This is a genomic window from Achromobacter xylosoxidans, assembly GCF_001457475.1.
Lineage (GTDB): Bacteria > Pseudomonadota > Gammaproteobacteria > Burkholderiales > Burkholderiaceae_B > Achromobacter > Achromobacter xylosoxidans.
In genome coordinates this window covers 4,752,967-4,773,509 of sequence record NZ_LN831029.1, presented here as the reverse complement: position 1 = coordinate 4,773,509, position 20,543 = coordinate 4,752,967, and the positions used below count along the sequence as shown (strand labels likewise).

At 68.3% G+C, this 20,543-nt stretch carries 20 protein-coding genes; 17 read left to right on the top strand and 3 right to left on the bottom strand.

Annotated elements, in window-relative coordinates:
• Positions 1 to 209: 209 nt before the first annotated feature.
• On the bottom strand, positions 210 to 1,919 hold the full coding sequence (locus AT699_RS21395) for a ShlB/FhaC/HecB family hemolysin secretion/activation protein (RefSeq protein WP_035183252.1): 1,710 nt from the start codon (positions 1,917 to 1,919) through the stop codon (positions 210 to 212).
• Positions 1,920 to 2,412: 493 nt separating this feature from the next.
• On the opposite strand from AT699_RS21395, the gene AT699_RS21390 reads away from it, so the two are divergent.
• From AT699_RS21390 to AT699_RS21310, 17 genes are all read left to right on the top strand, one after another.
• Positions 2,413 to 3,243 (top strand): MHYT domain-containing protein, encoded by an 831-nt coding sequence (locus tag AT699_RS21390; protein ID WP_006387768.1) that lies wholly within the window; start codon positions 2,413 to 2,415, stop codon positions 3,241 to 3,243.
• Positions 3,244 to 3,388: 145 nt separating this feature from the next.
• Complete coding sequence (locus tag AT699_RS21385; protein ID WP_006387769.1) at positions 3,389 to 3,565, top strand: Flp family type IVb pilin; 177 nt, start codon at positions 3,389 to 3,391, stop codon at positions 3,563 to 3,565.
• Positions 3,566 to 3,836: 271 nt separating this feature from the next.
• Positions 3,837 to 4,304 carry an A24 family peptidase gene (locus AT699_RS21380; RefSeq protein WP_233639206.1) on the top strand — a complete coding sequence of 156 codons (468 nt, stop codon included), beginning with the start codon at positions 3,837 to 3,839 and terminating at the stop codon, positions 4,302 to 4,304.
• Positions 4,271 to 4,711 carry a TadE/TadG family type IV pilus assembly protein gene (locus tag AT699_RS21375; protein WP_058207448.1) on the top strand — a complete coding sequence of 147 codons (441 nt, stop codon included), beginning with the start codon at positions 4,271 to 4,273 and terminating at the stop codon, positions 4,709 to 4,711. Before AT699_RS21380 ends, AT699_RS21375 begins: the two co-directional genes overlap by 34 nt.
• Before the next feature lies 1 nt (position 4,712).
• Positions 4,713 to 5,204: a TadE/TadG family type IV pilus assembly protein gene (locus AT699_RS21370; protein ID WP_006387772.1), complete on the top strand. Its 492-nt coding sequence runs from the start codon at positions 4,713 to 4,715 to the stop codon at positions 5,202 to 5,204.
• Positions 5,201 to 6,154, top strand: coding sequence for a Flp pilus assembly protein CpaB (gene cpaB / locus AT699_RS21365; protein WP_020928806.1), 954 nt, complete (start codon positions 5,201 to 5,203; stop codon positions 6,152 to 6,154). Before AT699_RS21370 ends, cpaB begins: the two co-directional genes overlap by 4 nt.
• Positions 6,155 to 6,221: 67 nt before the next feature.
• Complete coding sequence (locus AT699_RS21360) at positions 6,222 to 7,598, top strand: type II and III secretion system protein family protein (RefSeq protein WP_020928805.1); 1,377 nt, start codon at positions 6,222 to 6,224, stop codon at positions 7,596 to 7,598.
• Positions 7,595 to 8,935 (top strand): MinD/ParA family protein, encoded by a 1,341-nt coding sequence (locus AT699_RS21355; RefSeq protein ID WP_026385120.1) that lies wholly within the window; start codon positions 7,595 to 7,597, stop codon positions 8,933 to 8,935. Before AT699_RS21360 ends, AT699_RS21355 begins: the two co-directional genes overlap by 4 nt.
• 20 nt (positions 8,936 to 8,955) lie before the next feature.
• Positions 8,956 to 10,311 (top strand): CpaF family protein, encoded by a 1,356-nt coding sequence (locus AT699_RS21350; protein WP_024069806.1) that lies wholly within the window; start codon positions 8,956 to 8,958, stop codon positions 10,309 to 10,311.
• A complete protein-coding gene (locus AT699_RS21345) occupies positions 10,311 to 11,240 on the top strand; it encodes a type II secretion system F family protein (protein ID WP_020928803.1) in 930 nt (309 codons plus the stop codon). The genes AT699_RS21350 and AT699_RS21345 overlap by 1 nt, the downstream gene beginning before the upstream one ends.
• Before the next feature lie 10 nt (positions 11,241 to 11,250).
• Positions 11,251 to 12,252, top strand: a complete 1,002-nt coding sequence (locus AT699_RS21340; RefSeq protein ID WP_024069805.1) for a type II secretion system F family protein — start codon at positions 11,251 to 11,253, stop codon at positions 12,250 to 12,252.
• Positions 12,253 to 12,305: 53 nt separating this feature from the next.
• Complete coding sequence (locus tag AT699_RS21335; RefSeq protein WP_024069804.1) at positions 12,306 to 13,142, top strand: tetratricopeptide repeat protein; 837 nt, start codon at positions 12,306 to 12,308, stop codon at positions 13,140 to 13,142.
• A gap of 22 nt (positions 13,143 to 13,164) precedes the next feature.
• Entirely contained in the window at positions 13,165 to 13,614 is a 450-nt protein-coding gene (locus tag AT699_RS21330; RefSeq protein WP_047991400.1) for a DUF3613 domain-containing protein, read from the top strand.
• Positions 13,615 to 13,646: 32 nt separating this feature from the next.
• The gene (locus AT699_RS21325) at positions 13,647 to 15,746 is read left to right on the top strand and encodes a pilus assembly protein TadG-related protein (RefSeq protein ID WP_058207447.1); all 2,100 of its coding nucleotides are present in this window, start codon (positions 13,647 to 13,649) and stop codon (positions 15,744 to 15,746) included.
• Positions 15,747 to 15,795: 49 nt separating this feature from the next.
• Entirely contained in the window at positions 15,796 to 17,202 is a 1,407-nt protein-coding gene (locus tag AT699_RS21320) for a sigma 54-interacting transcriptional regulator (protein WP_024069801.1), read from the top strand.
• A gap of 115 nt (positions 17,203 to 17,317) precedes the next feature.
• Complete coding sequence (locus AT699_RS21315; protein WP_006387783.1) at positions 17,318 to 18,025, top strand: DUF2968 domain-containing protein; 708 nt, start codon at positions 17,318 to 17,320, stop codon at positions 18,023 to 18,025.
• Positions 18,026 to 18,112: 87 nt separating this feature from the next.
• The gene (locus tag AT699_RS21310) at positions 18,113 to 18,571 is read left to right on the top strand and encodes a DUF1178 family protein (RefSeq protein WP_006387784.1); all 459 of its coding nucleotides are present in this window, start codon (positions 18,113 to 18,115) and stop codon (positions 18,569 to 18,571) included.
• A gap of 88 nt (positions 18,572 to 18,659) precedes the next feature.
• On the opposite strand, the gene efp is transcribed toward AT699_RS21310, so the two are convergent.
• Entirely contained in the window at positions 18,660 to 19,220 is a 561-nt protein-coding gene (efp, locus tag AT699_RS21305) for an elongation factor P (RefSeq protein WP_006220534.1), read from the bottom strand.
• A 206-nt stretch (positions 19,221 to 19,426) separates the two neighbouring features.
• The gene (gene earP, locus AT699_RS21300; RefSeq protein ID WP_024069800.1) at positions 19,427 to 20,542 is read right to left on the bottom strand and encodes an elongation factor P maturation arginine rhamnosyltransferase EarP; all 1,116 of its coding nucleotides are present in this window, start codon (positions 20,540 to 20,542) and stop codon (positions 19,427 to 19,429) included.
• Position 20,543: the final 1 nt, after the last annotated feature.

Genomic DNA, 20,543 nt, shown 5'->3' with positions numbered 1-20,543 from the left:
TTTGTATATTAGAGGGTTTGTACCAATGTTTTGAATCCCCCATTTTTACGATCACGCCTGACCTGCGAATGTTACGCCGAAGGGGGTAACAGCCGTTACGTTACGGGCCACGTTACGTAACGCGGTGTATGGAACAGGCCAAAAAAAACGCCTGTCGAAACAGGCGTGGTGGCGGGCGGGTATATGGACCCCCAGGTATGGATGCCCAATCAGAATGCGTCGTAATACAGCGAGTAATTGGCGTTGAAGCGCAGGTCGCGGTCGTTGTTCACCGTCGCCGAACCGATAGGCTTGGCCACATTGAAATCGAACAGGTAGTACTTGTCGTCGGTAAAGCGCAGTCCCAGCGCCACCGAGGAAAGGTGACGCTGATTCAATTGCTGCAAGCCTGAATTGTTGTACCAGGTGCGCGCATAGTCGATCAGCGCGTAAGGCTGCACATTCGTCAGATATTCCCAGCCGATGCCGAAGCGGCGATTGACTTCGGCGGAAACCCCCACGCCCTTGTCGCCACTTTGCTCGCCCTGCGGATAGCCCATCGCGTAGCGCCAGCTGCCGTACGACACTTGCTCCGACGACGGCAGGATGTTGCTGGAATACTGGGCCGCGCCAGACAGGGTCAGGCCGAACTGGGCCGGCAGGGCGAAGGTCTGCTTGGCGTTCAGGTTGTAGCGCGTGAAATCCAGGTCGAGGACGGGAACGGCGGAATAGCCATAGTTGGTGCTGATCTCCTTCTTCGCGCCGGCCGCATCGAAGCCCTTGGCCACGCCCAGTGTCACGTCGGTCGTCATGGATTCCGACACCTGGATATAGCGCATTTCGAGGTTGGCGGCGCGCACCTGCGAATCCTGCTGCAGCCAGCGATCGGAATTCTTGGCTTCGTAGCGATCCTTGGAGTTGGCGGCGTAGACGCCCAGCGTGCCGGTCAGCGAACGGGTGTTGTTCAACAGGAACGGATAGCTGACGCCGATGCCGATGCGGTCGTTCTTGACCCGGCGATTGAAGCCCAGGTACTCGATCGCCTCGTCCTCGGGCCGCGCGTCATAGTGATAGCCGTCCACCTTGACGGCCAGGCCGTCGTTGCCCAGCGGCACGCGGATCTCGCCGGACACGTATTTGACGTCGTCGGTATTGAACGGTATCGACGCCGTCAGCTTGACCTGCTCGCCCAGCGGCGTGAGGCTGTTGGTGGCGGCGTTCACCAGGGGTTGCATGCCGGTGCCCAGGTCGGCCACGCCGCCGGTCAGGCTGACCGGCTGACGCGAGGCGGCCAGCACCAGTTCGGTGGCGCCGTCGGCGCGCCGCGGCAGGTCCAGCGAAGGCGTGAACTTCACGCCCGGCACGGTCCGCATCAGGTTCAGCACGCGCTCCAGCGTGGCCTGCTTCAGCGGTTTCTCCTGCTTGAGCGGCTCGGCCAACGATTCCAGCCGGTCCTGGGCGTTGCCGATATCGCCTTCGATGCGCACCGTGCCGATATAGCCTTCGACCACGGTGACGACCACCAGCCCGTTGGCGAAGCTCTGGTTCTGGACCAGCGCGAACGACAGCGGATAGCCGCGGTCGCGGTACAACTGCGTGATCTTGTCGACCTGCTGCACCAGTTCGCCCAGGCTGATCTCCTTGCCCGAGAGCGGCGCGAGCAGGGCGGAAACCTCCTCGAACGGCATTTCGTGCACGCCCGTGACATCGAAATGCCGGGGCACGATGCGTTGCGCCAGCCGCGCCTGCAGCGCCAGTTGTTCCGGCGTGGCGGCCTGTACCACCGGGGGAGGCTGGGTGGCGCCGGGCGGCCGTTCGATCTGCGGCATGGCATCGACCGGATTGCCGCGCAAGGGGCCGTCGGCCCGCGCCGCGCCGACGGCGGCCAGCATGCAGAAAAGGGCAAGGGAAAGCGGACTTGCGGGAAGCGTACGTCTCATGCCTGGTGGTCTCTCGTTTGCCGCTGACGCCGTTTAAACAGGCCGAAGATAAATACCTGAATAAGGGCGTGACTGAATGGGGCCGCTTTATAAGGAGTTAAACCGTGCGCGTCGTTCAGGCGGTATGTTGCCAGCGCGGCAAGCCAATGACAAATTATTTCATTGTGACTGGCCGGAAACGTGGATATAACAACAGCGCGCAATGGAAGGCAATCCGGACGGCGCCTGATCGAGGGTTTTCCGGGGTATTTGAAAATGAAGCTGGCTAATTTCCGGGTATTCGTTACAAGTAAGCTGTCGCAGCATTGCGAATACTGGTATAAACCCTGATGTGTATTAATTGTTAATAGATAAGACTATATAAACGTTTCAAAACACATCGGGTTTACAGGCTTTCGGGAGTCCGCAAGATGGACCAGGATGACCGCCACAGAATCGTCGTATGCCGGCCCGCGAGATGCGTCTGCCGGCGGCCGGCTCACAGGGGCCGCGCATGAACCCGGGCGATATCGTTCCGCTGTCGTTCCATGCCGGGCTGGTGGCGCTGTCGTTCCTGATCGCGGTCCTCGGCTCCTACGTCGCCTTGCTGGCCGCGGTGGGCATCCGGGCGGAAACGCGGGACGGCGAGATCCGCATCGGTTACATCATCATCGGCGCGCTGGCGATGGGCGGGGTGGGTATCTGGAGCATGCATTTCATCGGCATGCAGGCGCAGCAGCTGCCGTTCGAGGTGGGTTACCAGACGGGATTGACGGCGCTCAGTTTCCTGGTGGCCGCCGGTTTTTCCGGCTGGGCCTTCTGGTATGTCGGCCGCGACCGTTTCACATTTACGCGCTGCCTGGTGGGCGGCCTGGCCGCCGGTCTCGGCGTGGCGGCCATGCATTATGTGGGCATCAGCGCCATGCGCATGCCGGCGGTATTCATGTGGAATCTGCCGATGGTGGTTTTATCGGTGCTCATAGCGGTTATTGCCGCGTCAGCCGCATTGTGGCTGGCCTTCAACACGCAGAATGAGTTTCAGCGCGCCGCCGCGGCCATTTTGATGGCGGTGGCGGTGTGCGGCATGCATTACACGGGCGTGGCGGCCGGCACGGTGGTCTGCACCACGCCGCGCGAATTCTCCAGCATGCAGATCGGCGGGGTGATGCTGCCGTATATCGCGTTCGCGCTGTCGGCGGTCATGCTGCTGGTGATGCGTTGGCATTTGCAGCGGGCCTCGCGCCGTTTCCGCGCGCGCCTTGCGCAACGTATCGATTCGATCATTGAATCGGCGCCGGCGGTGGAGGGGGGCAGGGCGCCCGGCTCCACGCTGGGGCCGGGTTGAGGGTGAGTCAAGGGCCTTTGCGGCCTGAGTACCCCGGAAGCGCGCGGGCGTGGAACATGCCAGCGCGCCGGTTGCACCGGGTTTAGGGGGCCAGCGCCGCCCCGCGGCATGGCTCGATTATCAAGCGAGACCTCAGGAGCTCGACATGAAAGCGAAACTTGCGCAGTTCTGGAACGAAGAAGAAGGCATCACCGCCCTGGAATACGGCCTGATCGCGGGCACCATCGCGGTGGCGCTGGTAGCGGCTTTGGCGACATTCACGGGCGCGCTCGGCGACCTGTTCACGTCGCTGCAAGCAAAGCTGGCCGCCGCGTCCACGTGAGGCCGAAGGCCCCGGCCGATCCGACGGGCCTGGTCCCAGCCAGGCATGCGCGGAAGGCCGGGTCCCCGCCCCGCCTGGCGCGGAGCTGATGTTGGCAACACTTCCCGCGCGGCGATTTCGGGCGGTTGTGGATTGACGGCGTTGCGCGCATCGGCTCCCGGGGGCCGCGCGACCATGTATTGCCGCATTGAAACCGAAACCGTCGGAAGGTCCTGCCTTGTATCCAGGGGAAGTGCTGTGGTGGCTGTTGTTCGCATGCTGGAATCTGGTGTTGATATACACCGATCTGCGCTATCGCCGCGTACCCAACACGCTTATCGTCGCGGGCTTCGCGGGACAGGCGCTGTGGCTGCTGGCGGCATGGCTGGCGCCGGCATGGGGGTATCCGCCGCGCTGGGCCGGCTGGCCCATGGCATTGGCCGGATTCGCGCTGGCCTTGCCGTTCTTTCCGCTCTGGAGCCGGCGCCTGATGGGCGCGGGCGACGTCAAGGCGATCGCCATCCTCGGATTGCTGGCGGGCTTCGCGCCGCTGGTGATGACGTTGGTGGCCGCCAGCCTGCTGGCCGGCCTGCATGCCTTGTCGTACCTGTTTCTTTCCCGAAGCCGGGCGCTGCCGCTTCGGGCCCGCCAGACGCCGTACGGCGCCTATCTGGGCGTTGCCGCGCTCAGCGTGGCGCTTATTCCCTTGAATTCGGCCTGGTATTCGTGGTGTTTTTCCTGGTGTTCTACGCGATCCTGACGTACGCACTGGTCTTCACCGCCCAGCATTCAGTCACCCTGGCGGCGCAGGACGGCGCCCGCAAGGTCCTGCAGTGGCAGCCGGGCGCCGCGTCCCTTACGGTGCGGGCCAATGCCGGCCGCGATACGGCGCTGGATCGCTCGGGCTGGATCACCGCCATGTCCTCGGCCGCGGTGGCGGTGGCGGTGTGCGGCCCCGGCGGCACGCTCAGCAGCACCGGCGGGGGCACCTGCAGCGGCTTGCCGTTGAGCGCCGACCAGATCGAAGTCACGGTCAGCTACCCCTATGGCGCCAACCCGCTGATCCCCAATCTGCCGTTGCTGGCCCAGGCCCTGATGCCGCCTTCGAGTGTGTTGACGGCCCGCGCCACGGTCCACCTGGGCAATGCGCTGGACGGGAGCAATTGACATGGACAGGCACCGCGATCCCGATGAGCCCCGCGGCCGCCGGCGTGTCCAACGCGGCATCGCCACGCTCGAGTTTTCGCTGACGGTGACCATGCTGCTGATGTTCGTCTGCGCCGTGGTCGGCTATGGCGTGCTGTTCTGGATGCAGCAGCAATTGGCATCGGCCGCGTCCGAAGGCGCGCGCGCGGCGGTCCATGCGCGCTTTGCCGGCCAGGCGGACGTGCCGACCGTGGCCTGTGCGGCGGCGATGAGCGTGTTCGGCGCCGGATCGGCGGTGGCATGCTCGACCACCAATGCGCAATGTTCCTGGGAGGGGGCGGAGGGCAAGACGGCGACGTGCGCCACGGTCACCATGGCTTTCAAGGTGGACGACTGGCCGGTGCTGTCGACCTTCCAGGCCCTGATTGCCATGTTGCCCGGGACGGACAAGAACTGGATTCCGACCCGCCTGTCATCGAAGGCCATCGTGCAAATTTCGCAAGGGACACCATGAGCAGTCTGAGCAAGATCATCGCGGGTGTATTGCTGGCGGCGGGCCTGGTGCTGGCGTTCGTGGCGTGGCGCCTGGCCTCGCAGCCTTCCCCCCCGCCACCGGCCCCGGCCAGCCCGGTCGCCACCCAGGCGAGCGCGCCGGCCGAGCCGCCGGCCAAGCGCTATCCGGTGGTGGTGGCTGCCGCCGCGATCCCGGCCGGCACCCGCATCGATGGCGCCAGGATGCTCAAGGTGGACCAATGGCAGGTGGCGCTGTCGGGCAGCTACAGCTCGCCCGCGCCGCTGCAGGGCGCCTATGCCCGCGTCGATATCGCCGCGGGCGATCCGCTGTTGCCCAGCATGCTGGCGCAGGGCCTGGGCCGCCAGCTCAAGCCGGGCGAACGCGCGGTGGCGATCGCGGTGGACGAAGTGGTGGGCGGCGGCAACCGCATCGCGCCGGGGGACCTGGTGGACGTGTTCTTCCTGCTGGAGAAGGGCGTCGAGATCCAGGCCGGACAGGCCCGGCTGCTGCAGTCGCGGGTGCGCGTGCTGGCCTATGGCACGGCGTCGGTGGACGGCCCCGAGGACAAAGGCACGCTGCCGGGCCCGCCGGGCCAGCCGGCCAGGACCGCGGTGCTGGCGGTGCCGGTCGAGCAGGTCAGCGAGTTGCTGTTGGCGGGCCGCTCCGGCCGCCTGCAACTGGCCTTGCGCCCGGTCGGCGATGACGGCGGGCCCGATACCCAGTTGTTCGCGCAGCGCGGCGCCGTGCTGCCGCCGCGGCCGGACCTGACGCCCGAGCAGCGCGCCTTGCTGCAGAGCGGCCCGAACCGCGCCTACGCCGGCGAAAGCCTGGCGCAGCTCGAGGGCACGACGCCGGCGGCCAGGCCCGCGGCGGTCCGCGCCACCGGCGGTGGCGGCGGGCGCAGCGTCGAAATATTGCGAGGAGACAAATCCGAGCGCGTGCGCTATTGAAACGTGGCTGCGCGTGGCCAGGTGCCGCCCGCGGCTGGACCTAACCTGTCAAACCAGATCCAGCACAATGATGAGATTTCAGCGCACCACCCTGATCTGCGTCCTGTCGGCCGCAGCGGCAATGACCTGCGGCGCGGCCAGCCTGGCGCAGACCGCCCCCGCGGCGGGCGCCAGCGCGCCGGCCCGCGACATCGCGGTTGCCGTCAAGGGCCAACAGGCGCTCATGCTGGACGGCGCGCCGGTCCGCATCGCCATCGGCGATCCGGACGTCGCCGACGTCAAGGTGCTGGCGGCCTCGGGCAAGCGGCAGGCGTCGGTGCTGCTGTATGGCAAGAAGGCCGGCACCACCCAATTGCAGATCTGGACCGGCGCCAACGCCGCGCCGCAGGTCTGGACCGTGCGGGTGGCGGGCAACGTGCAGCAGGTCATGGCCGGACGGGGTGTCGCCGGCGGCGCCAACGTCGACGTGGCGGGCGAGCGCGCGGTGGTGTCGGGCCAGGCCGAATCGCCGTTGACGCACCAGGCCTCGGTGGCGGCGGCCGGCGCGGCGGTGGGCGACAAGAACGTGGTCGACGTATCGACCGCCGGCACCGGCGGCGTGGTGCAGGTGGAAGTCAAGGTGGTCGAGGTGTCGCGTTCGGTGATGAAGCAGGCCGGCATCAGTTTCGCCGGCCGCAGCGGCCCGTGGGGCAGTACCAATTCGATCACCCCGGACGGCTTCCCGGCGCCGCTCGGATTCAACAAGGGAGCGGCCCTGGCCTCGGGCTTTTCGCTGTTCTACGACTCCAATGACTTCAGCGCCCGCCTGCGCCTGCTGCAGAACAATGGCATGGCGCGCGTGCTGGCCGAGCCGACGCTGGTCGCCTTGACGGGCCAGAGCGCCAGCTTCCTGGCGGGCGGCGAGCTGCCGATTCCAGAGGCCGGCGGCCTGGGCACCACCACGGTGACGTTCAAGCCGTTCGGCATCGGCCTGACGGTGACGCCCACGGTGCTGTCGCGCGAGCGGATCGCGTTGAAGGTGGCGCCGGAAGCCAGCGAGCTGGACTACAGCAACGCCATCGCGGTGTCCAACGGCACCAATTCGACCACGCTGATCCCGGCCCTGCGCACGCGTCGCGCCGACACCACGGTCGAGTTGGGCGATGGCGAAAGCTTCGTGGTCAGCGGCCTGGTGTCGCGCCAGACCAGGGCGCTGGTCAACAAAGTGCCGATGCTGGGCGACCTGCCCATCATCGGCTCGTTTTTCCGCAGCGTCGATTACACCCAGGAGGATACCGAGCTGGTCATCGTGGTGACGCCGCGCCTGGTGCGGCCCATTGCGCGCGGCGTGACGTTGCCGTTGCCGGGGGCCAAACAGGAAGCGGCCGATACCGCGTTCAACGCTTGGGGCTATTACCTGATGGGCCCTGTCGGCGGGCAGCAAATGCCGGGTTTCTCACGGTGAGCGATATGAAGACACATGCCAGGGAGTGGGTTGGCTTGCAGAACGGCAACCGGTTTCTATTTTGTTCCAAGGGCGACGGCGTCGCCGCGCAGCTCGGGCAGGCGCTGGGCGACATGGGCCTGCTGACCCAGGAAGTGCCCGGCGTCGAAGAACTGGGCAGGCGCCTGGCCGAGATCGAACCGCAGGTGGTGTTCCTGGATTTCACCTTGAGCGAGGACGAGCCGGGCAAGCTGTTCAAGTCGGCCGAACTGGCGCGCCTGCTGGCCCGCATCGCGCCGGCGATTCCGCGGGTCGCGGTCGGCCTGCTGAGCCAGCCGGAAGGCGCCATCGCAGCCCTGCGTGCCGGCGTCAGCGATTTCGTCGACCCGACCGTGGCGCCGCAGGAGGTCAAGGACGTGGTGCAGCGGCTGCTGGACGTGCCGGCCAGCGGCGGCCGCATGGATGGCTCGCGCCGCAGCGTGCTGCTGCTGGGCGCGCGCCCGGGCGTGGGCACCAGTACCCTGGCGGTGCACCTGGCCGGCATGGTGCAGGACCGGCTCAAGCAGCAGCACCTGGCGCGCGCCGCGGCGGCGGGCGCCAAGGCCGCCAAGCCCGCGGCCGACGCCGGCAGCCATCTGCCGCTGAGCAGCCGGGTGGCCCTGATGGACCTGGGCTGGCCGGTGGGCGACTGCCAGCTGTACCTGAACATCGGCGGCGACTTCGACTTCGCCGAGGCCGCGCGCAACCTGCGGCGGCTCGACTCGACCTTGCTGGGTTCGGCCATGTCGCATACCCCCAACGGCCTGAGCGTGCTGGCGCTGCCGCGCGACCTGGGCCAGATGCGCGACGTGTCGCAATCGGATTCGCTGCTGGTGTTCGAGCGCATGCGCCAGCATTTCGGCGTGGTGGTGGCCGATTCGGGCGGCTTCACCAATCCCGAATTCGTGGCCGGGCTGGCGCGCGCCTCGCAGCAGAACTGGATCGTCACCGACCAGAGCGTGGGCGCGCTGGTGTCGCTGGCCGGGCTGCTGCAAGAGCTGGAGCAACTGCACGTGGAGCGGCGCAGCCTGGGCCTGATCGTCAACCGCTACGACGAGCGCTACGGCATGACGGCGCAGCAGATCGCCGAGCGCTTCCAGCTGGAGCTGGTCGGCACGCTGCCGGATCGCACGCTGGCGCTGATGGTGTGTACCAACCAGGGGCACCTGCTGCACGAGGAGGCCGAGCGCGACATCTACGTGCGCGCGGTGCAGGCGCTGGCCGAGAAGCTGAGCGCGGAAGAAAACACCCCCGGCGGCCGCGCGAGCTGGCTGGCCACCTGGCTGCCCGGCGTGCATCGCCGCATGGTGGTCGAGTAACGGACGGCGGCGGAACCGACATGATCAGGACAGCGACCATAGAATTCGGCGGCGATGGCGACAAGGGCTTCACATCGTCCAACCGCTTCCAGGAAGTGAAGACGGCGGCCTACGAGCACCTGCTCTCGCGCATCGAGGAGCTGGGCGCGGAGTTCGGCCGCTGGGCGCGTTCGGCGATCCAGGAATTCGTCGACATCGAGGTGGCCAGCTTCGTGCGCCTGCGCCGCGTGCCGATCAACGAAGGCGAGATGCGGCAGATCGCCGAGGCCCTGACCAAGGAATTGGCCGGCCTGGGGCCGCTGGAGGACCTGCTGGCCGACCCCGCGGTCGAGGACATCCTGATCAACGGCTACGACAACGTGTTCGTGTCGCGCCGCGGCGTGCTGGCGCGCGAGACGCTGCGCTTCACCGACAACCAGCACGTGCTGCGCATCGTGCGCCGCATCCTGGCGCCGATCGGCCGCCGGCTGGACGAGTCCAGTCCCATGGTGGACGCGCGCCTGCCCGACGGCGGCCGCCTGAACGTGGTGATCGAACCGCTGGCCGTGGACGGCCCGATGGTGTCGATCCGGAAATTCCGCCAGGACCCGCTCAAGCCGGCCGACCTGCTGACGCTGGGCACCTTCGACGAGGAAATCTACCGCCTGCTGAACGAAGCGGTGAAGAACCGCTGCAACATCCTGGTGTCCGGCGGCACCAGCTCGGGCAAGACTTCGCTCTTGAACGCGCTGGCCTTCTTCATCCCCGAGACCGAGCGCGTGGTGACGGTGGAGGACACCGCCGAACTGTCGCTGAACCACCCGCATGTGGTGCGGCTGGAATCGCGCCAGGGCGGCTTCGACGGCAGCGGCGCGGTCAGCATCCGCGAGCTGATCCGCAACAGCCTGCGGATGCGTCCCGACCGCGTGGTGGTGGGCGAGGTGCGCGGCGCCGAGGTCATGGACATGCTGCAGGCCATGAACACCGGCCACGAAGGCTCCATGGCCACGATCCACGCCAACTCGCCGCGCGAATGCCTGTACCGGATCGAGATGCTGGCGGGCTTCGCCGGCTTCCAGGGCAGCGAGGACAGCCTGCGGCGCCAGATCGCCAGCGCGCTCGACTTCATCGTGCAGATCGGCCGCCTGTCCAACGGCAAGCGCCGGGTGCTGTCGGTGACCGAGGTAACCGGCATGGGCGACAACGTGATCTCGACCCAGGAACTGTACCGCCACGAAGCCTTCGCCACGCCCGAGGGCGAGGAGAAGGACCGCTGGAACTGGCTCGGCATCCATCCGCACACCCCCAAGCTGGCCAGGCTGCGCAATGAACAGCGGCCTGTCGACAACGCGCCGCCCGAACCCGACGGCGGCGGCTTCTGGAGCAGGAGACGCTGATGCTGCAAGCCGGGGTGGTCGCGGGTCTGGCGCTGGTGCTGGCCTTGGCGGCGGTGCTGCTGTGGCGCCACGCCAACAGCGGCCAGCGGCGGGCCGCCAGTTCCGCGTTCCTGGAAGACCAGTTGCGGCGCAGCCGCGGCGCGCCGGTGAGCGACAAGATGCCTTTCGCGCAGGGTTCGCGCGCCCTGCGCAGCGGCTTTTCGCGCTGGGACATGCTGCTGCTGCAGGGCGGCGTGCGCCAGAGCCCGGCCTTCTACGCCAGGCTGGCGCTGCCGATCCTGGCCGGCGCGCTGCTGGCCTGGACGTTGCTGGGCTGGCTGTCCGGGCTGGTGACGCTGGTGCTGCTGGCGGTGTTCGCCTATTTCCTGCTATGGCTGCGCGCCGACCGGCGCCAACGCCGGCGGGTGTCGCAACTGCCGGCTTTCCTGGACAACATCGTGCGCCTGGTCACCATCGGCAACAGCATGGCGGCGGCCTTCCAGACCGCGGCGGCCAGCACCGACGAGCCGCTGCGCGAAGTGGTCGAGACCGCCGCCGCGCTGAGCCGCTCGGCCAAGGAACTGGACGCCGCGCTGGTGCAGGTTTCGCGCCAGTACGACATGAAGGAGCTCTACATGGTGGCGGCGGTGGTCTCGGTGGCGCTGCGCTTTGGCGGCCGCAGCGACCAGGTGCTCGAACGCATGGCGGCGTTCATGCGCGATATCGGCCAGGCGCGCGCCGAACTGTCGGCCAGCTCGGCCGAGATCCGGCTGTCGGCCTGGATCCTGGCGCTGCTGCCGCTGGGCATCGCCGGCTTCATCATGGTGGCCAACAATGACCTCTTCATGGGCCTGTGGGTCGACCCGCTGGGCTTCAAGATGCTGCTGACGGCGGTCTGCCTGCAGGTGGCCGGCTCGTACATCCTGTATCGCATGGCCAAGGCCATCTGAGGGCGCTCCCATGCAAGCGATCCAATCCTGGAATGTCTCGACCGTGCTGGCGGTGGCGCTGATGCTGGTCGCCGCCGCCATGCTGATCCTGGGCCTGAGCCTGGCGCGGCGCCTGCGCGGACAGGACCGCAGCCGCCAGGTGGTGGACCAGGCCCTGGCCACGCGCGAGGGCCGCGTCCCGGCCTTGGCCGCCGCGCCGGCCGACGGCGCGCAGGGCGGGCGCCTGGCGGCGGCCACGCGCGCCGCCGACTCGTTCGGCAAGCGCCTGAGCGAAGGCCGTTTCGCCGAGGCCCTGCTGGCTGGCGAGGACCGCAAGCTGGTGGACCTGGCGGGCTACGAGAACCCGGGCACGGCGCGGCTGCGCTTCATCGTGGCGCGCTTCACGCTGGCGCTGCTGCTGCCGGCGGCGGCGGTGGCGCTGGACCTGGGGCGCGGCATCGGCGGCTCGTCGCTGGGCCTGTTCGTGGCGGCGTTCTTCGGTTTCGCCATCGGCTACATGCTGCCCAAGTGGTTCGTGCGCAGGCGCGTGTCGCGGCGCCGGCGGCAGGCGGCCAACGAACTGCCGCTGCTGATCGACCTGCTGCGGCTGCTGCAGGGGGTGGGCCTGTCGATCGACCAGAGCCTGCAGGTGTTGATCAAGGAATTCGCCCAGGTGCTGCCGGTGCTGGCCTACGAGCTGCGGCTGGCGTCCGAACTGTATGTGCGCGGCCGCACCCGCGAGCAGTCGCTGGCGCGGCTGGCGGCGGGGTTCGACAACGACGACCTGTCGGCCATCTGCCGCCTGATCGCCCAGGTCGACCAGCACGGCGGCGCGGTGCAGGAACCGTTGAACCGTTTCGGCGAACGGCTGCGCGAGAAGCGCCGCCTCGAATTGAAGGAAAAGGTGGGCAAGACCACCGTCAAGATGACGGCGGTGATGATCGTGACCCTGCTGCCGGCATTGTTGATCGTGACCGGCGGCGCGGGCTTCGTGGCGGTATTGCGCGGCTTGTCGCGCATGGGGGGCATGTGATGGCGGGCGGCATGGGAAGGGCGCGTGGCAGCGCGCGGCGCGCGGGGCGTTGGATGCTGGTGGCGGCGCTGGCCGCGGGAACGGGGACGTTGGCGGGTTGCCAGACCAACAACGCCGAGACCGCCTGGCAGCTGATCCAGCAACAGCAGCAGGAGCAGGCGCTGATGCGCCAGCGCGAGGACGAGGCGGAGAACCGGCGCAAGCCGGCCGAGCCGGAAATGATGCTGTCCATGATCGCCGAATCGCAGCGCCAGGAGCGTTATTTCGCTTCGCTGGCATACATCGACGCGTTCCAGCAGAAGTTCGGCAACGATCCGCGCATCGCGGTGCTGCGCGCCGAAGCGCTGCGCCAGACCGGGCAGCCCGCGTCGAGCGAACAGGCGTACCGCGCCTTGATCGGCACCGCGCAGGCGGCCGAGGGCTGGCACGGGCTTGGGCTGATCGCCGGTTCGCGCGGCCAGTTCGACCAGGCGGCCGATTATTTCGCGCGCGCCGCCAAGCTGTCGCCGATGGACCCGCGCATCCTGGGCGACCTGGGCTATGCGCGCCTGCGGGCCGGCGATCCGGCCGGCGCCCGCGTGCCGCTCGGCCAGGCCGCCGAACTGGCGCCGGACAGCGGCAAGGTGCTGGCCAACCTGGCCTTGCTGTTGCTGGTGGAAGGCGAACCGGCGCGGGCGCAGCAAGTCATGGACCGGGCCAAGCTCGGCGACGAGGCGCGCAGCCAGGTGCTGCGCCTGGCATCCGAGATCCGCAGCCAGGCGGCGGCGCCGGTGGCGGCCGCGCCGGCGGCCGATGCCGCGTCCACCCGCGTATCGCGCGGCGACAGTTTCGTGATGCCCGTCATGAGCCCCTTGATGGACAGGCTGGGCAACGGCCCGATCATGCGCTAGCGCGCTCTCAGGAACCACAACCATGCCCCGAACCCTTTTCCTCGCTCCGTTCTCCCTCGCGCTGGCCCTGGCGGCGGCCATGCCCGCGACCGGCCGCGCGCAATCGAACGCTCCCCTGACCGGCGCCATGAGCGGCGGCGGCGTGGCCCAGGCCACCCCGGTGCCCGCCACGGCGCCCACGGCCGCGCCGGCCGCGGCCGCGCAGATGCCGGCGCGGCCGGTGGTGCAGCAGGTGCAGACGCCGATGCCGCAGGCGGCTCCCCAGGCTGCCCCCGCCGAACCGGCGCCCGAGGCCTTTGGCGACATCACGCGCGGCCTGCTGGCCGCCCAGGCCGATGGCCGCCGCGCGGGCGCGGCGCTGCCGGTGCTGGGCGCGGTCTCCACCGCCGCCTGGAACCGCTACGTGAACAGCTTCACCCGGCCGATTCCCGAGTGGTTCACCAAGCGGGTGGAAACGGAAAACACCAACTGAGGCCGGTCCCACCGAATCCCGGAGCCGCGATCATGCCAGCCCATTCACGTCCTGCGTTTCCCGTGCGACAGCGTGGCAGCATGACCGTGGCCATCGTTTTCGCCGTCATCGTCGGCCTGGTGCTGCTGGGCGTGGCCCAGCTGGGCTATGCCTATTACATGAAGCGCGAGATACAAAAGGCCTCGGACCTGGCCGCGCTGTCGGCGGTGCAGGTGCTGGGCCTGGGCGCGCCGGCCGATTGCGCGCGGGCCCAGCAGGCCGGCAGGACGGCGGTGCTGGCCAACGTGCCCGCAATCCTAGACACGTTTTCCGCGGACGACGTCACCGTCGAATGCAAGGTGTGGGACAGCACGCGCGCCGACGCCAGCGGCATGTACGTGTTCGACCCGGCCGCCGGGCAGACGCCGAACGCGCTGCGCATCACGGTCAACAAGACTCTGAGCAGCCTGCTGCCGGACATCGTCGTCGACGGCGCGCCGGTCCGGGTGGTCTCGGTGGCGGTCAGCACGCGGCCGGTGGCCGTGTTCACGGTCGGCTCGCGCCTGGTGCGCCTGCAGAAGGGCGGCCTGCTGTCGCAGCTGCTGGCCACCGTCGGCGCCACGCCGGCGCAGCTGGACATTCTCGATGCCGCCGGCCTGGCGAGCGTCAACATCACGCCGTCCGGCCTGCTGGAAGCGCTGGGCCTGCCGGTGTCGGTGGCCACCGGCGTCGGCACGCCGGCGCAACTGGCCGCGCTCAACAACCTGACGCTGGGCCAGCTGCTGCAGGCCACGCTGACGGTCATGAACAAGGCCGGCGACACCGCCGGCGCCAGCCTCGGGCTGCTGACCAACGCCATCAACGTGGTGCTGAACGTGATGCCGGTGAACCTGCCGGTCAAGCTGTTCGGCGATGGCGGCGTGCTGGACCTGAATGTGGTCAGCGGCGACATCAACTCCGCGCTGCAGGCCAACATCAACGCGCTCAACGTGCTGGAGACGGCGCTGGTCATCGCCAATGGACAGAACCTGGTGAACCTCGGCCTGAACGTGCCGTTGCTGGGGGTGCAGTCGCAGGTGCGTATCGTCGAGCCGCCGTCCATCGGCGTGGGCGGCGTCGGCGCGCAGGCCACCAGCGCCGGCATCCGGGTCTATCTGCGCGCCAACACCAGCAACATTCCGCTGGTCGGCCCCTTGCTGGCCAACACGCTCGGCACCAAGATCGACCTGCCCATCATCATCGACGTGGCGCAGTCCACCGGCACCGTCTCCAAGCTGTGCCAGGCGCCGCTGACCGAGTCGCAGGCCACCATCGACGTAACGTCCTCGGTGGCCAATATCTGCCTGGGGCGCTTCCCGGGCATGGCCTCGGACACCGACGACCTGAAAAACAATTTCCTGTCTCTCACCAACAGTTGCCAGCCTAGCTCGTTCGCGGCGATCCAGCCCTACCGGGTGCTGAACGTGCTGAATCTGCTGCCGCTCACGAGCAAGGTCACGCTGCCGATCTTCAATTCGACCGCGCCGGTCTCGGTCACGCTGACGGAGCCTCCGTCGCCCAATTCCACGGCCACGGTCACGGCCACTTCAGTCAACCTGGGGGCGCTGGCCTCGAACCTGGCCGACGCCGTGGTCGGCGGCATCCTGGGCGACCTGATCGGTACTGGCACGCCGCTCACGCCGGCGCAGCGCACGGGGCTGGCCACCACTCTGGTGGGCGGCGGTGGCAACAATGCCGGCAAATCCATCTCGCAGGTGGTCAACGATATGCAGTGGTCCTCGACCGCGCTCAACCAGCTGGGCCAGCGCATGTCCACCGGCGGCCTGACCGGCTTGCTGGGCGGGACGTTGCAGGTGGTCGGCAACCTGCTCAATTCCTTGCTGTTCGCACCGCTGGGCGACCTGAGCTGCGCGCTGACCTTCACGCCGGACGCCCTGCGCCAATGCCGCATCAACGGCGTCTCCACGCTGGCGCTGAGCGGCGGCAACCAGGTGGGCGGCGTGCTGTCGATCGTGGTGACGTTGCTGCAGCCGCTGCTGGGCATGCTGTCGAGCCTGTTGCAGCAGCTGTTGGACCTGCTTGGCCTGAGCGTCGGCCAAACCGATGTATCGCTGCTGTCGGTGGACTGCGGCAAGCCCCGTCTGGTGTACTGATGATGAAGCCCATGATTTCCGCCCAACCCCGGCCGGCGCGAGGGTCGCCATGACCCAGAAATTCGCGCGCGAAGAGTTCGACGTCTACGTCTGGGAAGGCACCTCCGACATCGCCAGCCGCGCTGAACGTTGCCTGGCCGGCATGGATGTCTCGCTGGTGCGGGCCGACGCCGGCACCGCCTTCCCGCCGCCGCGCGATCCGTCGCGGCCGGCGGTGGCGCTGGTATCGGTCTCGGTCATGGGCGACAACCGCTTCAGCGGCTACGACTGGCTGTCGGGCCAGGCGATGCCGGTGATCTGGGTGGCGGCCGAGGCCCGCGGCCGCGATCCGCGTTATTACCCGCCCGAATACTCCTACACGCTGCCGCTGGCCTTCACCACCTCGGACCTGCGCAAGCTGCTGTTCGAGCTGCTGGGCACGCTGGACCAGTTCAGCCGCAGCGCGCCGCGCCGCGAGCAGCCGCTGATCGCGGTGTCCGAACCGATGCGGGCGCTGCTGGCCGAGGCCGACATGTTCGCCGACTGCCGCAGCAACGTGCTGATCCACGGCGAGACCGGCGTGGGCAAGGAACGCGTCGCGCGCCTGCTGCACGATCGCGCCGCCTGGTCGGACGGGCCGTTCGTGGCGGTCAATTGCGGCGCCATCCCCGAAGGCCTGTTCGAGGCGCATTTCTTCGGCCATGCCAAGGGCGCATTCACCGGCGCGGTGGGCGCGCACAAGGGCTACTTCGAGCAGGCCAACGGCGGCACCCTGTTCCTGGACGAAATCGGCGACCTGCCGCTGTACCAGCAGGTCAAGCTGCTGCGCGTGCTGGAGCAGAGCGCGGTGACGCGGCTGGGCTCGACGGTGGAAGTGCCGGTCGATTTCCGCCTGGTGGCGGCCACCAACAAGGACCTGCGCGTCCTGGTGGGGCAGGATGAGTTCCGCGCCGACCTCTATTACCGGCTGGCGGTGATCGAGCTGCGCATTCCCAACCTGGAGCAGCGCGGCCCCGAGGAGAAGGCGGCGATCTTCCGCGTCTTGCTGGAACGGCTGGGCGCCGAGGGCGAACCGCCGGACTGGCTGATCGAGCGCGTGGCGCGCACCCGCTACGCCGGCAACGTGCGCGAGCTGTCCAACGTGGCCGAGCGCGTGGCCATCGTGCGGCGCCAGTTCCAGGCCTGGGACCGGCCGCGCATCGAGCGCATCTTCGACCAGCTCGCCGAGCCGCTGCGCGGGCCGGGCGCGCTGGCCGCCGCCAGCGCCAGCACGCAGTGCGAACCGCCCGTCTTCACCGATGCCGAACGCGCCGAACGGGCCCGCATCCTGGCGGCGCTGGACGTCAACGGCTGGCGCCGCCAGGACACCGCCAATACCTTGGGCATCAGCCGCAAGGTGCTGTGGGAAAAGATGCGCAAACTGCATCTGGGCGGCGGCCAGGGCGAAACCGCGGACGGCATCGTGGAGGCCTCATGAGGCGCAATAGGGAATGGCCCTTAGGGCGCGACAGCGGGGGCGCGGCACATGTAAGCGCGTCAGCCGCGAACGAAATAAATTGCTATAGTTCCGCAACGATTTTTTTGGGGAAGGCATGAACGTCCACTTTATCCGTGCCGCTGCGCGCATGGCGCTGTTGGGTACGGCCCTGTCCGGCCTGGCGGCCTGCGCCAGCGCGCAATCCGAGCCCCCGCGTCCCACGGTGCAGCAGGTCGAGGACAAGCAGGCCGCGTCCACGCCGGTGACCCCGCCCGCGCCGGCGCCCGCCGCGCGCCCGGCCTCCACCGTGTCCGAGCTGCAGGGGCTGATCCAGAACCGCCAGGTCTCCGAGCTGCGCACCAGCTACAACGGCACGTACGGCGCCAGCCTGCTGTTCAAGCCGGACGACCTGACCTATTACGTGGCCCTGTTCCAGCAGAAGGATTTCTGGCGGGTGCTCAAGACCAAGTCGGACAAGCAGGCCGAAGCCACCTACCGCGCTTTCGCCGCCCAGTCGGCCGACCTGGCCGAGGTGGACATCAAGCGCATCAAGCTGCAGGCCGAGTACACCCATGCCGAGAAGCTGCTGGCCGCCCGCAGCGCCGAACTGAGCACGCTGCAGGCCGACCGCAGCCTGCGCATGCAGCAGGAAGAACAGGTCGCCGCGCGCCAGGAGCAGTCGCGCCAGGAAGCCACCGCGCTGGCCGACCAGCAGAAGGACGTGCGCCAGCAACTGCGCGACCTGCAACGCCAGATCGACGCCTTGCAGGCGCAACAGGCGCAGATCGGCCAGGCGCCGGCCACGCCCAAGCGCGGCAAGTAAGCGCCTCGCGCGCCAGGAAGCGGGCCCCAGGGCCCGCTTTTTCTTTGGCTTTCTTGTATTCTGGTCGCTAGCCCCCATATTTCCATCATGGCTCTCAAAGTTTTCGACCTCCAGTGCGACCACGGCCACATCTTCGAAGGCTGGTTCGGTTCGCACGAAGACTATGACGCGCAGCAGGCGCGTGGCCTGGTGTCGTGCCCGGTCTGCGGCTCGGCCAGCATCACCAAGCGCCTGTCCGCCCCGCGCCTGAACGTGGCGCACCTGCATGCGCCGGCCACGCAGCCGGCGCCGCCGGCCGGCGCCTCCGAGGCCGAGAAGATGGCCGCGCTGCAGGCGGTGGTCATGCGCCAGGTGCGGGCGCTGTTGCGCAATACCGAAAACGTCGGCGCGCGTTTCGCCGAGGAAGCGCGCCGTATCCATGACGGCGATGCCGACGACCGCCCCATCCGCGGCACCGCCACGCGCGAAGAGCGCGAGGCCCTGGCCGAGGATGGCATCGACGTGATGGCCGTGCCCGACTTCCTGGACGACGAGCGCCTGCAGTAAGCCAGCCGCCCCGGGCGCTCGCGCGCGACGGCCAAAAAAAAAGCGCCAGACCCCGAAGGGCTGGCGCTTTTTCGTGCCTGCTGCCGGATCAGTTGTTGACGCGGCTGCGGTATTCGTTGGTGCGCGTGTCGATTTCGATCTTGTCGCCGATGGCGCAGAACAGCGGCACGTTCAGTTCGTAGCCGGTGTTGATCTTGGCGGGCTTGGTCACCTTGCCCGACGTGTCGCCGCGGACGGCCGGTTCGGTGTAGGTGATTTCGCGCACGATGGTCGTGGGCAGTTCCACCGAGATGGCGCGGCCGTCGTAGAAGACCACTTCCACGGGCATCGCTTCTTCCAGGTAGTTCAGCGCGTCGCCCATGCTTTCGGCTTCGATTTCGTACTGGTTGTACTCTTCGTCCATGAAGACGTACATCGGGTCGCCGAAGTAGGAGTACGTGCACTCCTTGCGATCCAGCTGGACGACTTCGAACTTTTCGTCGGCCTTGTAGACCGATTCGCTGGCCGAGGCGGTCAAGAGGTTCTTGAACTTCAGCTTGACGACGGCGGCGTTACGGCCGGACTTGTTGTATTCGGCCTTCTGGACCACGAGGGGATCCTTGCCGACCATGACCACGTTGCCGACTCGCAATTCCTGAGCGGTTTTCATCGATAAAACTCCGGGGGAAAGGGTGCACTCGCCGTGCTTGCAGGAAGCCGCCGCAAATGAAGGCGCCAGGCGCCGGTGCCGCAAGGCCCGTCCGTCCTGAGCCCGAAGGCCCGCAAAGGGGCCCGCACACTCGGCTTCATGCACACCCCGGGAGGCGTCATAGTTGAGGCGCCGAAAATTCCAGGCGTCTCAGAAAACTCTCTATTCTAGCGTTTCTTGGCCAACTCTGCGCAAAAGCCGGCCAGATTTTCCGCCAGGTCGGGACGGGCGGCCTGTGCCGCGTCCCAGTCGCGCGCGGCGCGGGCCCAGGCCTGCCAGGCCGGCGGCGCCAGCGCGGCGGCCAGCGCCGCGGCGGTTGCCGCGCCCGCGCCGGGCTGGTTCCAGGCGCGCATGAGCGCGGTGGCGGTTTCAGGGGCCGGATAGCGAGCCAGCCAGGCGTCCAGCTTTTCCAGATGGATGTTCTCGTCCTGGGGGTAGATCTGCCAGACCAGCGGCCTGGCGGCCCAGGCGGCGCGCACGAAGGAATCCTCGCCGCGCACGAAGTTCAGGTCGGCGCACCACAGCACGCGGTCGAAATCCGGCTGGGCCACGAACGGCAGGCGCGCCACGGCCGGGCCGCCGGGCATGGCGCAGGCCGCTTCCAGGCCCGGGGCGACCCCTTCCGGCGCCAGCAGCAATGCCGGCCGCGGGTCCGCGGCCAGGGCTCGCGCCAGGCCGTCGACGGGGGCATCCGGATAACAAAACAGGGACATGGTACGGGCGCCGTTGTGCCGCAGCGACAGATGCGCCTCGGCCACGCCCAGGCCGCGCAGGAACGTGTCCTGGGCCGCCGTGTCGGCCTGGAATGCGTCGCGTTCGGCCGACAGGCCCGGTTCGCGCAGCAGGCCGCCGGTGGCCGGCGTGAAGCCCGGGAAGTAGAAGTGCTTGACCAGCCCGTCGGGCCGCTGCGACGGCAGGCCGTGGCAGCTTTCCACCCAGGCTTCGGCGCTCAGGTATTCCAGGTTGATCCAGGCCGGATGGCGCTGGCGCATGCTATCCAGGAAGGGTTCGGGCGGGTCGCAGGCGAAGGCTTCGATCACCACGTCGCGCGCGCCCAGCGCCGGGTCGGGCGCGTCCGACCAGCGCACGATATCCACGCCATTGAAGGCCTGGCGCGCCAGGCCGGCGTCGATGCCGGGCTGGATGCGCGCGAAGCTGGCCAGGTCGTCGACCCACAGGCGCACCTCCCAGCCATGGCCGTGCGCCAGCCGCCGCGCCAGGCGCCAGCAGACGCCGATGTCGCCGTAGTTGTCGACCACGCGGCAGAAGATGTCCGCTTGCATC